Origin of the sequence: Marinicauda algicola, from assembly GCF_017161425.1 — a bacterium.
In the GTDB taxonomy this organism is placed as follows: domain Bacteria; phylum Pseudomonadota; class Alphaproteobacteria; order Caulobacterales; family Maricaulaceae; genus Marinicauda; species Marinicauda algicola.
The window spans coordinates 86,431-100,632 of the sequence record NZ_CP071057.1 but is presented as its reverse complement, the minus strand read 5'-3'; the positions used below and the strand labels follow the sequence as shown (position 1 = coordinate 100,632).

Here is a 14,202-nt window from a genome sequence, read left to right as displayed (position 1 = left end):
ACATCACCGCGTGCTCTGCTATAGGGGGTCATATAGGCCCTCGACGCCCGCTCGCGCAACGCGCCGGGCGAAAGGGCCGCAGCGAGATCTTCACCGGAGCGCCTCCATGCTGGCCGCCTGCACCCCGACCTTCGACCTGATCGACCCCGTCCTGTTCGAGATCCCGATCTTCGGCGGCCTGCCGATCCGCTGGTATGCGCTGGCCTATATCGCCGGCCTGTTCCTCGGGCTGTGGTACGTGCACCAGCTGGTCAGGCGCCCGCGGCTGTGGACCACCCATTCCGAGCCCAAGGGCGCGCCGCTGACGCGGCTGTTCGTCGACGACCTGCTGCTGTGGATCATGATCGGCGTGATCGGCGGGGGCCGGCTGGGCTACGTCCTGTTCTACCAGACGAGCGCGATCTGGGAGCGGCCCCTGTGGGTGGTGACCGGCATCACCGAAGGCGGGATGAGCTTCCATGGCGGGCTGATCGGCGTCGCGCTCGCGGTGTTCTTCACCAGCCGCGCGCACGGCGTGCCGCTGCTTCGCACCGCCGACGCGGTCGCCGCGGCGACCCCGATCGGGCTGTTCTTCGGCCGGCTCGCGAACTTCATCAATGGCGAGCTGTGGGGGCGCGAGGCGCCGGACCTGCCCTGGGCGATGCGCTTTGCCGGGGATCCCGAATGCGCGCTGCGCCATCCGAGCCAGCTCTACGAGGCGGGCCTGGAAGGCCTCGTCCTGTTCGGGCTGATCCTCTACCTGATCTTCCGCATGCGTGCCCTCGCCCGGCCGGGCCTGGTGACGGGGGTGTTCCTCGCCGGCTACGGCGTGTTCCGCTCGCTCGTGGAACTCGTGCGCGAGCCGGACACCCACATGCCCGAGGCGCTGCAGGGCTATGTCACCATGGGCATGATCCTCTCCCTGCCCCTGATCGCGGCGGGAGCCTTCCTCATCTGGCGGGCGTTGAAGCGGGAGCCGGACGAGGGTCCCGGCAAGCCCGACGCCACGATCACGAAGAAGGCCAAGCGCAACACCCCGTCATGAGCCAGACCAGCGAAGGACGCCAGGAGAGCCCCGACGCGCGCCCCGAGGCGCGCATCGCGGACAGGCTGAGGACGCGGATCGGGGAGTCCGGGCCGGTGCCGGTCCCGGTCTTCATGGCCGAGGCGCTGTTCGATCCGATCGCCGGCTTCTACGCCACCAAGGACCCGCTGGGCGCGGGGGCGGACTTCGTGACCGCGCCGGAGATCAGCCAGATGTTCGGCGAGGTGATCGGACTGTGGGCGGCCCAGGCCTGGGTCGACATGGGCTCGCCCGCCCATGTCCACCTCGTCGAGCTCGGTCCCGGCAAGGGCACGCTGATGCACGACATCCTGCGCACCGGCCGCGTCGTGCCGGGCTTCCTCAATGCGCTCGAGGTCACGCTGGTGGAGGCCAGCCCCGCGCTGAAGATGGTGCAGGGCCGGGTGCTCGCCGATTCCCCGGTGCAGATCCGGTGGGCCGACCGGCTGGAGAAGGCCCCGGACGGGCCGGCCGTCATCCTCGCCAACGAGTTTCTCGACTGCCTGCCGGTACGCCAGGCGGTGAAGGCCGGGGGCGTCTGGCGCGAGCGCTGCGTGGGGCTGCATCCCGATGACGAGACCCGCTTCGCCTTCGTGACCGGGCCGGCGCTTTCCAGCGCCGATCTCGAATTCGTGCCCGAGAGCCTCAGGGACCTGCCCGAAGGCAGCCTCGTCGAGCTGCGCCCCGGCGACCGGCAGATCGTGGACGCGCTCGCGCTGCGCTTCTCCCGCCACAAGGGGCGGGCGCTGTTCATCGATTACGGCCCGGCGAAATCGGAACCCGGCGACACGCTGCAGGCCATCCGCGCGCACGAGAAGGTCGATCCGCTCGACCGGCCCGGCACGGCGGACCTGACGACGCGGGTCGACTTCGAGACGCTGGCGAAGGCCGGCATCGAGGCCGGGCTCGACGTGCACGGGCCGCAGACCCAGCGCGACTTCCTGGCCGCGCTCGGCATCGCCCAGCGCACGAAGATGCTGGCGGCCCGGGTGCCGGAGAAGCGCGACATGCTGCTGCGCCAGCTCGACCGGCTGACCGGCGAGGACCAGATGGGCGTGCTGTTCAAGGCGATCTGCCTGTCGTCTCCGGGGCTTCCCGACCCGGCCGGACTTCCTCCGTTCACGGCGCAAGGCTGAGCGCGCTGCGATAGAATCTCCCGGCCCGCCTAGGCGCTTTACCAAAGCTCTGCTAAGAGCCCTTCCAACGCGAAGACTGCGAAGGGATTTCCTGCCCATGAAGCTCATGTGCGGCAACGCCAACAAGCCCCTGGCCAAGGCGATCGCGGACTATCTCGACGCCCCGCTGTCGAACGTGGAGATCGAGACCTTCGCAGACGGCGAGCTGTTCGTGCGTATAGACGAGAACATGCGCGGGGAGGACGTCTTCCTCATCCAGCCGACCTCGAAACCGGCCAACGACCACCTGATGGAACTGCTGATCTGCATCGACGCGCTCTCCCGGGCCAGCGCGCGACGGATCACCGCGGTCATTCCCTATTTCGGCTATGCCAGGCAGGACCGGAAGACCGGCGGGCGCACGCCGATCACGGCCAAGCTGGTGGCCAATCTCATCGCCCAGGCCGGCGCCCACCGCGTGCTGACGCTGGACCTGCACGCCGGCCAGATCCAGGGCTTCTTCGACATCCCGACCGACAACCTGTTCGCCACGCCCGTGTTCGAGCAGGACATCCGCCAGCACTACCAGATCGACGACCTGCTGATCGTCTCGCCCGATGTCGGCGGGGTGGTGCGCGCGCGCGCCCTGGCCCAGCGCCTCGGCGCGGAGATCGCCATCGTCGACAAGCGCCGCCCGCGCGCCGGCGTCGCGGAGGTAATGAACATCATCGGCGACGTCGCCGACCGGCGCTGCATCATCTTCGACGACATCATCGATTCAGGCGGCACGCTGTGCAACGCGGCCGCGGCGCTGAAGGAGCGCGGGGCGAGCGAGGTGTCGGCCTACATCACGCACGGCGTGCTCTCGGGCAAGGCGGTGGAACGCATCGGGGACTCGGTGCTGAAGGAGCTCGTGGTCACCGATTCCATCAATGTGCGCGACAAGTCCGCGAACTCGACCAATATCCGCGTCCTGCCCATCGCACCTCTGCTCGGCGAGGCCATAAGGCGCATCGCCAACGAGGAATCGGTCTCCAAGCTCTTCGACTGATCCGCGCACGCTTGGAACGGCGCGGACGGCTGCGCGTTTCCGTGGACGTGTGGCACCGCGAGCGCGGTGCGAAGAGCTTTACGAGGAGTCCACGATGAAGCGCCTGACCGTATTCGCCACCGCCGCCGCGCTCGGCTTCGGCGGCGTCGCCCTCGCCGATCACCACGGCCAGCACGAAGGCATGTCGAACCCCCGGGAAGACATGTCCGAGCAGCACCGGGGCATGTCGAAGGACGACATGGCCTTCGAGATGATGTTCGAGTCCCGGCTCGAGCAGGCCTTCAGCGCCATCGATGCCGATGACAACGACACCCTCTCGCGCCAGGAGTGGGGCGAATGGCAGGCCGATGAAGGCTTCTATGCCGAGCGCTTCGACGATTTCGACACCGACGGCGACGAGACCGTGAGCTGGGAGGAGTACCGCGCCGCGGCGCGCGCCATGTACGACGTGTCCAACCTGACCGACTGACGCGTGACCTGCGTCCGGTACGACAGCGGAAAAGCCGGCGCGCCTGCTACGCGCCGGTTTTTCACATGCCGGGCCGGTTGCGTGGCGATGCGGGATCGGCTATTAGCCGCCGCTCGAAACGCGACGGGACAGGCCCGGCGCGCACTCGAATGCCGCGGCACGTCAACCGGCGGGCTCGCGGCGTTCGTGTTTGATACCTTTTTTTGAAGGACCGGACCGATGAGCGATATCGTTCTCTCCGTTGAAGTGCGCGAGCGCACCGGCAAGGGCGGCGCCCGCGAAGCGCGCCGCAGCGGCCAGGTGCCGGGCGTCCTGTATGGCGGCGGCAAGGACCCCGTCGCGATCGCCCTGAAGGCCAACGAGGTCGTCAAGGCGATCAATTCGGGCAAGTTCCTCAACCACATGATCGCGATCGACCATAAGGGCGAGCAGCAGTCGGTCCTGACCCGCGAGGTCCAGTTCCACCCGGTCCGCGACGAGCCGATGCACATCGACTTCTACCGCGTGGAAGCCGACTCCATCATCACCGTCGAGGTGCCGGTCCACTTCGTCAACGAAGAGAAGTCGCCGGGCCTGGAAGGTGGCGGCGTGCTCAACGTGGTGCGCCACGAGATCGAGGTCGACTGCCCGGCCGGCTCCATCCCGGAAGCCATCGAGGTGGACCTCACCGGTCTCGAGATCGGCGACGCGGTGCACATCTCCAACGTGGCGCTGCCGGAGAACGTCAAGCCGACGATCACCGACCGCGACTTCACCATCGCCACGATCCAGACCTCGCGCGCCCTCGTCGAGGAAGAGCCGGACGTGGAAGAAGAGATCGAGACCGAGGTCATCGAGCAGAGCGACGACTCGGTGATGGAAGACGAGGAAGAGGACGAGGCCAAGAAGGGCGAGCACGAGTAAGCTCGGCCAGAGGCCACGCGCCAGGTTCCAAAGGGCGGTCCGTTCCGGTTACTCGGCGGCCGCCCTTTTCGTTTCCGGGAGAGCGCAAGAGATGAAGCTCATCGTCGGGCTCGGCAATCCGGGCGGGAAATATGCCGGCAACCGGCACAATGCCGGCTTCATGGCGGTCGAGGCGATCGCCCAGGATCACGGCTTCGGCCCGTGGCGCGAGAAGTTCTCCGGCCTCGTCAGCGAGGGCGTGATCCAGACCGGATCGGGCCCGAAGAAGGTCCTGCTGCTGCGCCCGCAGACCTATTACAACGAGTCCGGCCTGTCGGTGCGCGCGGCGGCGGAGTTCTACAAAATCGCCCCGGCCGACATCGTCGTGTTCCACGACGAGATCGATCTCGCGCCGGGCAAGTTCCGCCTCAAGACCGGCGGCGGGCACGGGGGAAACAACGGCATGCGCTCGATCCTGGCCCATGTCGGCCCCGAGGTGCGCCGCGGGCGCATCGGCATCGGCCATCCCGGCCACAAGGACAAGGTCACCGGCCATGTCCTCTCCGACTTCTCCAAGGCGGAGATCGAGGACTGGTTCGCGAACCTGCTCGACGCCATCGCTCGCGCCGTGCCGCTGCTGGCCGAGGGCCAGGAAGACGCGTTCCAGACGAAGGTCACCCACCTCGCCCCGGCGCCGGGCGGGGAGAACGGCAAGGACTGACCGCCCCCTTGGCGCGCAGGGCGCTTTGCCCATATACGGGCGGCCTCGATCGAACACGGACACAGCACGGCCGCCCGGCCGGATCAGACATCTCCAAGGACCTCCCCCATGGGCTTCAAATGCGGCATTGTCGGCCTGCCGAACGTCGGTAAATCGACCCTCTTCAACGCGCTCACCCAGACCGCGGCGGCGCAGGCGGCGAATTATCCCTTCTGCACGATCGAGCCCAATGTCGGCGAGGTCGCGGTGCCCGAGCCGCGCCTTCAGAAGCTCGCCGAGATCGCGGGCTCGGCGAACGTCATCCCGGCGCGCATGAGCTTCGTGGACATCGCGGGCCTCGTTAAGGGCGCGAGCCAGGGCGAGGGCCTGGGCAACCAGTTCCTGGCCAATATCCGCGAGGTCGACGCGGTGGTGTACGTGCTGCGCTGCTTCGACGACGAGGACGTCACCCACGTGGCCGGCAAGGTCGACCCGCTCGCCGATTTCGAGACCGTGGAGACCGAGCTGATGCTCGCCGACATGGAGAGCCTGGAAAAGCGCCGAGCCAATGTCGAGAAGAAGGCCAAGACCGGCGACAAGGAGGCGAAGGCCCAGCTCGGGCTGATCGATCTCGCCCTGGAACAGCTGCAGGAAGGCAGGCCCGCGCGCAACGCGCAGGTGCCCGAGGACCAGCGCCGCGAATGGCGCATGCTGCAGCTTCTGACCTCGAAGCCCGTCCTGTTCGTCGCCAATGTCGACGAGGACAGCGCGGCCACGGGCAATGCCTATTCCCGCCAGGTGGAGGAGCGCGCGAAGCAGGAAGGCGCGATCGCGGTGGTGATCAGCGCCAAGATCGAGGCCGAGCTCGCCCTGCTCGAGGAATCCGAGCGCGCCGAATATCTCGAGAGCCTGGGTCTCGAGGAGCCCGGCCTCAACCGCCTGATCCATGCCGGCTACCAGCTGCTGGGCCTGTCGACCTACTTCACCGCCGGCCCGAAGGAGGCGCGCGCCTGGACGATCCGCACGGGGTGGACCGCACCGAGGGCGGCCGGCGTCATCCACGGCGATTTCGAGAAGGGCTTCATCCGCGCCGAGACCATCGCCTATGACGATTACGTCGCCCATGGCGGGGAGGCCGGCGCGCGCGAGGCCGGCAAGCTGCGCCAGGAAGGCAAGGACTACATCGTCAAGGACGGCGACGTGATGCTGTTCAAGTTCAACGTCTGACGCCCCCTACTCCGCCCGGCTTGCCAGCCACGCATCGCGGAAGCGGCGCTGGGCGCGCGAGGGCCGCTCGTCCCGGCTTTCCAGCGTGACGACCTCCAGGGCGGGATCCTCTTCGAACGCGATCTCGCCGGCCAGCGTCTCGCCCAGCCGGACGAAGACGATCTCGACGGTGTCGCCCGGCGCATGGCGCGCGAGGGCCTGCGACCAGTCCTGCGGACTGTCGATCTCGAAGCGACCGACCCGCACGATCTCGTCGCCGCGATCGAGCCCCGCATCGTAGAGCGGCTGACCGATCAGGGTATTGGCCGACAGGATCATCGCGTCCCCGCGCTGATCGAAGCGCGCCGTGCCGAGCCAGGCCGCCCCCGGGTGGGCGGGCTGCAGAACCAGCCCGGCCTCGGCGAGCAGGGAAGCAAGGTCTGGCAGCTCGCCGTCCTCGATATGACGGTCGAAGAATTCCGCGGCGAAGCCCGCATCGCCGCTGACATCGGCCAGGGCCGCTTCGAGATCGGCCTGGGTGTAGGGCGTCTCGGTGCGCCCGTGCGTCTGCCAGAGCCGACGCATGTAGTCGTCGAGCGTCACGCCGAAATCGCGGCGCAGGGTGAGATCGAGCCCGAGACCGATGACCGCGCCATAGGGATAGTAGGACACGAAGATGTTGGAGTGATTGTCCGGATCGATCGCGGTGGCGGCGTCGACGAATGGGGCGCGCAGGCTCATCGCCTGCGGTCCGTAGAACCGCCGCCCCGGGGCGTTCGCGACATAGTTGACGAGGCCCGTCAGGTCATCGGCAAACGCGTCGAGATCGTCGATCCCGGCACGGTGAATGGTCAGGCCGTCGTAGTAGGACGTGAACCCTTCCGCGAACCACAGCGCGGGCGAGGGATTGGCCTGCGTGAAGTCGAAGGGCTCGAGCTCTGCGGGACGCAGCCGCTCGACATTCCAGGCATGCAGGAACTCGTGGCTGAGCGTGCCGAGCTGGGCGAAAGCGGCCTCGTACAGGCCCTGGCTGCTTGAAAGGATGGTGGAGTTGCGGTGCTCCATTCCGTCGCCGTCCACATGGGCCAGATAGTCGGCGATGAAGGTGTAGGTGCCGAAATCGAACTCCGGCGCCTCCCCGAACAGGGCGACCTGCTCGGCAACGACCTGCTCGGCGCGCCGGGCGTACTCGTCCATGTCGGCCGACGTGCCATCATGATGGACCGCCAGCCGGATCGTTTGGGCGTCCTCGCCCTCTCCGATCGTCCATTCGCGAAGATCGAAATCGCTGATCTCGGTCGGGCTGTCCATGAAATAGGCGAGATTCGGGGCGCGGAAGACGTGCGGATCCTCGGTCGGTTCCAGCTGCGTGGCGATGCGCCAGTTCGGATCGAGCGGCTCGAAGCGGACCTCGATCGGCCGCCCCTCCAGACCCGGAGCCCAGGCAAACGTCGCGGGCATGTTCAGATGGGCGTGGCTGGTATCCACCTGGGAATAGGTTCCGTCCGCACGGTCGGCATAGAGCGTGTAGGCGAAACGAACCTCGCCCTCGTGCGCCGGGATGATCCAGGAATAGGGGTCCTCGCGCACGACCCTCAGCGCCTCGCCGTCCGGGCCCGTCGCGCCGACATCGTAGACATTCCTGGCGAACTCGTGGATTGCGTAGCGACCGGGCGAGGACCGCGACATGCGCACGGTCAGCGGACCGGCATCCAGCTCGGAAAACGCGATACTGACGCGCGCCTCATTGTGGACGGCGTTGTCGAACGAGACCTCGTAGATCACCGGCGCGGCGGCGTCCTCCTGCGCGAGCGCGGCAGCCGGGGCGAGCGCAAGGGCGATGGCAAACAAGCGTACGGTCATGAGATCTCCGGTGCCAAGGGTGGCGCACGATAGAACACCGCCCGCGCCAGGACCTCAAGGTCCGGTCGCGCCGGGATGGGACGGGAGTCGGCGCCCCGCACCCCGCGAGAGCGGTGCAGGCCGGCCTTGAACGCGGCGCGCGGATGGGGTCCTTCTGCGCGCTCTGCCCCCGTGTCCCTCAGTGGCGCGGCTCACCCCAGCGCCGGGAGCGCCCCATGACCCTCGATGGCCAGATCTTTTTCGTCACCGGCTCCTCGCGCGGCACCGGCGCGGCGATCGCGCGCGAGATCCGCGCGCTCGGAGGCCGCGTGGTGCTGCATTGCTCGGCCTCGCGCGAGGCGGCCGAAGCCCTGGCGAGCGAACTCGGCCCGCACTGCGCCGGCATCGTCCAGGCCGACTTCGCCGTGCCGGGCGCCGCACCGGACGCCTGGGCTGAAGCGAAACGCCTCGCCGGCGGGCGGCTCGACGGGCTCGTGGTCAATCACGGCATTTTCGATGCCAGCCCGGCCTTCGAGGACTATGGCGCCTGGCGCGAGGCCTGGGGCCGGGTGATGGAGGTCGACCTGCACTCGGCCGTCGACCTGATGCGCGAGGCCGCCAACGACCATGTCGGCACCGATACCCCCGGTGCCATCGTCGCCATCGCGAGCCGCGCCGCCCAGCGCGGCGACGATCCGGAACACGCCGCCTATGCCGCGGCCAAGGCCGGGCTCGTGGCCACGGTGAAGACCTTCGCGCGGGCCTGGTCGGGCCAGGGCCTTCTCGCCTACGCCATTGCCCCGGGCTGGATCGACACCGAGATGGGCCCGCAGGACGAGGCCGCCCGCGCCCGGGCCGAGGCGGAAATCCCGCTCGGCGAGATCGCCGAGCCCCGCGAGATCGGCCGCCTGACGGCGTTCCTGCTCACCGGCGCATGCCGGTCCGCGACCGGAGCGACCTTCGACGTGAATGGCGCGAGCTATGTGAGGTAGGGGGTCGGGGAGGCACGCGGCGCTGTGCCTCCGCCCATCCGGCACAGCTTCCTGATGCCGAGGTGTTCCGCGCAAAGCGCGGAGCCTCGAAGCGTGCACGTGGCTGGCCGCGATCCGCCCTTCCAGGCGGGCCCCTACTCCGCCGCCAGCGCCATCTGCCGCCCTGCCCTTACCAGCCGGCCGGGGCGTGCGTCCGTCACCACGTCGTCCCGCACCACGACCTGCCCGCTGACGATCGTGGCGACATAACCCTTCGCGCCCTGCAAGAGGCGCTGGCCGCCGGCGGGGAGGTCTTTGACGAGGTGGGGGGCTTCCAGGGCCAGCGCGCCGTAGTCGATGACGTTGAGGTCGGCCTTCAGGCCCGGCGCGATGCGGCCGCGATCGTCCAGCCCCAGATAGTCGGCGAGATCGGCGGTGAGCATCTGCACGGCGCGGGGCAGAGCGATCTGCGCGCCGCGCGTGCGGTCGCGGGTCCAGTAACTCAGCAGATAGGTCGGGAAGCTCGCATCGCAGACCGTGCCGACATGGGCGCCTCCGTCCGACAGGCCCATGATCGCCTGGGGGTGCTTCATCATGGTCAGCACGTTCTCGTAGCTGAGCTCGGTGTAATTGTAGATGGGCAGGTAGATGAGTTCGCGACCCTGGCGGGCGATGACGGTGTCGTAGAGCTGCTCCCACACGCTGACGCCGCGGGCGCGCGCCTTCGCGGCGATGCTCTGCTCGGGCGGCTGCTCGTAATCGGGCTGGCCGGAGAGCGTGAAGAGCTTTTCCGCCGCGAATTCCATGTGCTCGATCAGCAGATCGGCGATGGGCGGGACCGAGGAGCCGGGCCCGGACAGCTTGTCGGACTTCTGGGCGAGGAGCTTCGCCTTGAATTCCGGGGTCTTCATGATCGCCACGCGCTCGTCCAGCGGGAGGTGGGCGATTTCCTTGTAGGCGGGATAGCCCATGAAGGGGTGGAAGGTGCATTGCAGGCCCAGAAACACGCCGATGGCGCGCGGGGCGACCTGGACACGGGCGTCATAGCCCTGGCGGTTCAGGTCCTCGATGCCGGCCAGGATCTTCTTCCACTGGTCGGGCGCGAAGTCGCGCTGCATCAGCGACATGGAGAAGGGCCGCCCGCCGCCGGCCTTCACATAGGCCTCGATCACCGCCCACTCGCCGGGAAAGCGGTCGCCCTCGCGTTCGAGATCGAAGTCGGAGACCGCCTGAAGGACGCCGTGGTCCAGCCCCTCGAAGGCGCTGGCGATGCCGGCGAGTTCCTTGGCGGTGGCCTCGCTCGCCGGGGTCCATTCCCCGTCCGCGGTGCGGTGAAGGTCCGAACGCCCGGTGGAAAAGCCGATGGCGCCGGCCTCCAGCCCCTCGCGCACGAGATCGCGCATCCTCGCGATCTCTTCCTCGGTGGCCTGCGCGTCGAAGCTCGCGCGCTCGTCCATGACGTAGACGCGCACCGGGTCGTGCGGGATCAGGGCAGCGATATCCATGGTGCGCGGGGTGGTCTCCAGCGCGTCCATGTATTCGGGAAAGCTCTCCCACTCCCACGTGAGCCCCTCGGCGAGCGCGGTGCCGGGAATGTCCTCCACCCCCTCCATGAGCTTGACCAGGCGCTCGTGGTCGGAGGGCCGGACCGGCGCGAAGCCGACGCCGCAATTGCCCATCACCGCGGTGGTCACGCCGTGGCGGATGGAGGGCTCCAGCCGGTCGTCCCAGGTCGCCTGGCCGTCATAATGGGTGTGCACGTCGATAAAGCCGGGGGTGACGATCATCCCCGCCGCGTCGATCGTCTCGCGCGCGTCCCCGGGGGCCTGCCCGACCGCGACGATGCGGCCGTTCCTGACCGCGATGTCGCCGGTGAAGGGCGCGCCGCCCGTGCCGTCGTATATCGTGCCGCCGGTGATCTTGAGATCGTACATGACGCTGTCTCCCGTCTTTCTCCCTCTCCCCCGTCCGGGGAAGAGGGCCATAATCGTCGCGCCCGGCCTGCCGCCGGAGCACCAGGCGCCGCCCTCTACTCCGCCGCCTTCACCTGCCCCCTCGCCTGCCAGCCGTCGAGCGCGCGGAAGCCGGCGGCGAGCAGGAGGCCGCTGATCAGGTGCCAGATCGACCACGTGCCGGTCATGGCGACCGCACCCCCGGTGCCGCCGAACACGGCGATGACGATCATCAGCCCGAGGCCCGCATTCTGGATGCCGACCTCGAAGGTCATGGTGCGCCGGCCCTTCGCGTCGAAGCCGAGCGCCCTGCCGGTCACCCAGCCGAGCCCGAAGGCGAGCGCATTGTGCAGCGCCGCGATGGCGAGCACGACGAGGCCGGTGGCCATGAACATCTGCGGATTGCGCGCCACCCCGCTCGCGACCAGCGCGACAATGATGGTCAGCGCCGCGATCATGAAGACCGGGCGGATGCGCACCGCGATGGCGGGATGATAGTGGCGCACGGCCATGCCCGCCGCGATCGGCAGGGCGAGCAGCGCGCCCATCGAGAGGATGAAGGGTCCGGCCTCCACCTCGACCGCCTCGACGATCCCGGCCGCGGGCGGATAGAGGCTCGACCAGAACAGGATCGAGATCGGCGTCACCAGCGCGGCGGCGAGGCTCGAGGTCGCGGTCAGCGAGACCGACAGCGCGGTGTTGCCGCGCGCGAGATGGGTGATGAAGTTCGAGACATTGCCGCCCGGACAACAGGCCACCACGATCATGCCGAAGGCGATCGAGGGGATGGGCTGGATGATCCAGACGAGGATCAGGGTCAGGAGCGGCAGGCCCACGATCTGGGACGACGCCGCTCCGGCGAACCGCGCCGGATAGCGCCTGAGGAAGGCGAAGTCCTCGATCTTCAAGGCCAGCGCGACCGCGAACATCATGACGACGAGCCCGACCGGCATGATGAGCTCGAAGCGCGGATCGAGCGAGATCTGCCAGGTGTCGAGCTCGGTCATGTCGATCTGCACGGGCCATCCCCTGTCCGGCGTGAACCGTGTTCACTGTGAACCGGCGGGCCCGCCTCTGTCGAGGCCCGGCCGGTGTCGAGGCGCGCGCCAGCCTTGCGCTCGCGCGCTGGCAGTGCATGTTTACGCGCACATGACCACAAGGGGAGACGACCCATGCAACGCCTGAACCTGCTTCTGGGTGCCGCCGCGGCGGGCTTCGCGCTCGCCGCCTGCGGCGAGCCCGCGCCGGACGCCGAGGACGCCGCCGACGCGGCACAGGAGACCGCCGCCGTCGACGAATCCGTCGGCATGGACGGGGCCGATTGGCCGGTGCACGAACCGACCGATGCGGCGATCACCGAGGCCGATTTCGCCTACCGCATCGCCACGCTCGCCGACGACCGCTTCGGCGGACGCGGCCCGGGCACCGAGAAGGGCGAGCCCGCGGCCGACTGGATCGCCGAGGAAATGGCGATGATGGGTCTGGAACCGGCCGGGGAGAACGGCACCTGGTTCCAGGACGTGCCGCTCCTGCAGATCACGCTCGACGAGGAAGCCTCCCGCTACGACATCGCCGTCGACGGCGAGCCGATGGGCCTCGAGCTGGGCGCGGACGCGGTCTACTGGTCGCAGAACGCCGAGGAGACGGTGACGCTGGAGGACTCCGAGCTGGTCTTCGTCGGCTACGGCATCGTCGCGCCGGAATACGGCTGGAACGACTACGAAGGCCTCGACGTCGAGGGCAAGACCGTCGTCATCCTCGTCAACGATCCCGGCTTCGCCGATCCGGAAAGCGGGCTCTTCACCGGCCAGTCCATGACCTATTACGGGCGGTGGACCTACAAGTACGAGGAAGCCGCGCGCCAGGGCGCGGAGGGCGCGATCATCGTGCACCAGACCGAGCCGGCCTCCTATCCGTGGGAAGTCGTGTTCAGCTCCTGGACCGGCCCGCAATCCTCGCTCGTTCCGCCCGAGGGCTACGACTTCGTCGACGTGCAGGGCTGGATCCAGCTCGAGGTCGCGCAGGACCTGTTCGAGGCGGTCGGGCTCGATTTCGACGCGCTGGCCATCGCGGCGGCGAGCCCGGGCTTCGAGCCCGTGGCGCTCGAAGGCGCGACGCTCTCGGCGGAGCTCCACCAGAGCTTCGAGACCAACATCTCGCGCAACGTCGCCGGCCGCGTCGCGGGCGACGTGCGCCCGGACGAGCACGTCCTTTTCATGGCCCACTGGGACCATATCGGCGAGCGGCTGAACTTCGCGGGCGAGGACCAGATCTACAACGGCGCGGTCGACAATGCGACCGGCACCTCGGCCATGCTGGAGATCGCCCAGCGCTACGCCACGGCCGGGGACACGCCCGACCGCTCGGTGATCTTCGTCGCCGTCACCGCCGAGGAGCAGGGCCTGCTGGGCTCGGCCTATTATGCGGAGAACCCGCTGGTCCCGCTGGACAAGACGGTCGGCGGCTTCAATTTCGACGGCATGCTGCCCGTGGGCCCGACCGAGGACGTGGTGGTCATCGGCTTCGGCGCGAGCGAGCTCGAAGACCTGCTGGCGGAGGAAGCGAGCGAAGTGGGCCGCTACCTCTCCCCCGACCCGAACCCGGAGGCGGGCTATTTCTATCGCTCCGACCATGTGAGCCTCGCGCGCAAGGGCGTTCCGATGCTCTATGCCGACGGCGGCTCGATCAGCCGGACGCAAGGGCGCGAATTCGTCGCCCAGATCGAGGCGGCCTACCGCACCGACGCCTATCACAAGCCGAGCGACGAGTGGGATCCGAGCTGGGATCTCTCCGGCTTCGTGGAGGACGCGCGCCTGATGTACGAGGTCTCGCGCCGGGTCGCCGACAGCGATCTCTGGCCGAACTGGTACGAGGGCAATGAATTCCGCGGCCTTCGCGACGAGATGATGGACGCGGACACGCAGGACTGAGCCTCGCAGCCGTAACGAAGAAGCAGGCCGCGCCGGGTCGAC

The 14,202-nt window shown here is 68.5% G+C and carries 12 protein-coding genes; 9 read left to right on the top strand and 3 right to left on the bottom strand.

The window, feature by feature from the left end:
- Window positions 1-106 precede the first annotated feature (106 nt).
- The 7 genes from lgt (at window position 107) to ychF (ending at window position 6,486) form a co-directional block, all read left to right on the top strand.
- Complete coding sequence (gene lgt, locus JW792_RS00525; protein ID WP_135994593.1) at window positions 107-1,024, top strand: prolipoprotein diacylglyceryl transferase; 918 nt, start codon at window positions 107-109, stop codon at window positions 1,022-1,024.
- Window positions 1,021-2,178, top strand: coding sequence for a class I SAM-dependent methyltransferase (locus JW792_RS00520; protein WP_135994594.1), 1,158 nt, complete (start codon window positions 1,021-1,023; stop codon window positions 2,176-2,178). The genes lgt and JW792_RS00520 overlap by 4 nt, the downstream gene beginning before the upstream one ends.
- Before the next feature lie 97 nt (window positions 2,179-2,275).
- Window positions 2,276-3,208 (top strand): ribose-phosphate pyrophosphokinase, encoded by a 933-nt coding sequence (locus JW792_RS00515; protein ID WP_135994595.1) that lies wholly within the window; start codon window positions 2,276-2,278, stop codon window positions 3,206-3,208.
- A 94-nt stretch (window positions 3,209-3,302) separates the two neighbouring features.
- Window positions 3,303-3,677 (top strand): EF-hand domain-containing protein, encoded by a 375-nt coding sequence (locus tag JW792_RS00510; RefSeq protein WP_135994596.1) that lies wholly within the window; start codon window positions 3,303-3,305, stop codon window positions 3,675-3,677.
- Window positions 3,678-3,896: 219 nt separating this feature from the next.
- Window positions 3,897-4,580 (top strand): 50S ribosomal protein L25/general stress protein Ctc, encoded by a 684-nt coding sequence (locus tag JW792_RS00505; protein WP_135994597.1) that lies wholly within the window; start codon window positions 3,897-3,899, stop codon window positions 4,578-4,580.
- 91 nt (window positions 4,581-4,671) lie between these two features.
- The gene (gene pth, locus JW792_RS00500; protein ID WP_135994598.1) at window positions 4,672-5,280 is read left to right on the top strand and encodes an aminoacyl-tRNA hydrolase; all 609 of its coding nucleotides are present in this window, start codon (window positions 4,672-4,674) and stop codon (window positions 5,278-5,280) included.
- Window positions 5,281-5,388: 108 nt separating this feature from the next.
- Window positions 5,389-6,486, top strand: coding sequence for a redox-regulated ATPase YchF (ychF, locus tag JW792_RS00495; protein WP_135994599.1), 1,098 nt, complete (start codon window positions 5,389-5,391; stop codon window positions 6,484-6,486).
- Between the two features lie 6 nt (window positions 6,487-6,492).
- Here ychF and JW792_RS00490 read toward each other — a convergent pair whose 3' ends face one another.
- A complete protein-coding gene (locus tag JW792_RS00490) occupies window positions 6,493-8,328 on the bottom strand; it encodes a M61 family metallopeptidase (RefSeq protein WP_135994600.1) in 1,836 nt (611 codons plus the stop codon).
- Window positions 8,329-8,543: 215 nt separating this feature from the next.
- Here JW792_RS00490 and JW792_RS00485 point away from each other — a divergent pair, with 215 nt between their 5' ends.
- The gene (locus JW792_RS00485) at window positions 8,544-9,299 is read left to right on the top strand and encodes an SDR family NAD(P)-dependent oxidoreductase (RefSeq protein ID WP_158291516.1); all 756 of its coding nucleotides are present in this window, start codon (window positions 8,544-8,546) and stop codon (window positions 9,297-9,299) included.
- 134 nt (window positions 9,300-9,433) lie between these two features.
- Here JW792_RS00485 and JW792_RS00480 read toward each other — a convergent pair whose 3' ends face one another.
- Window positions 9,434-11,212 carry an N-acyl-D-amino-acid deacylase family protein gene (locus JW792_RS00480; protein ID WP_135994602.1) on the bottom strand — a complete coding sequence of 593 codons (1,779 nt, stop codon included), beginning with the start codon at window positions 11,210-11,212 and terminating at the stop codon, window positions 9,434-9,436.
- A 95-nt stretch (window positions 11,213-11,307) separates the two neighbouring features.
- Window positions 11,308-12,249: a bile acid:sodium symporter family protein gene (locus tag JW792_RS00475; RefSeq protein ID WP_241095013.1), complete on the bottom strand. Its 942-nt coding sequence runs from the start codon at window positions 12,247-12,249 to the stop codon at window positions 11,308-11,310.
- A gap of 153 nt (window positions 12,250-12,402) precedes the next feature.
- Here JW792_RS00475 and JW792_RS00470 point away from each other — a divergent pair, with 153 nt between their 5' ends.
- A complete protein-coding gene (locus JW792_RS00470; RefSeq protein WP_135994603.1) occupies window positions 12,403-14,160 on the top strand; it encodes a M28 family metallopeptidase in 1,758 nt (585 codons plus the stop codon).
- The last annotated feature ends 42 nt before the right edge of the window (window positions 14,161-14,202 follow it).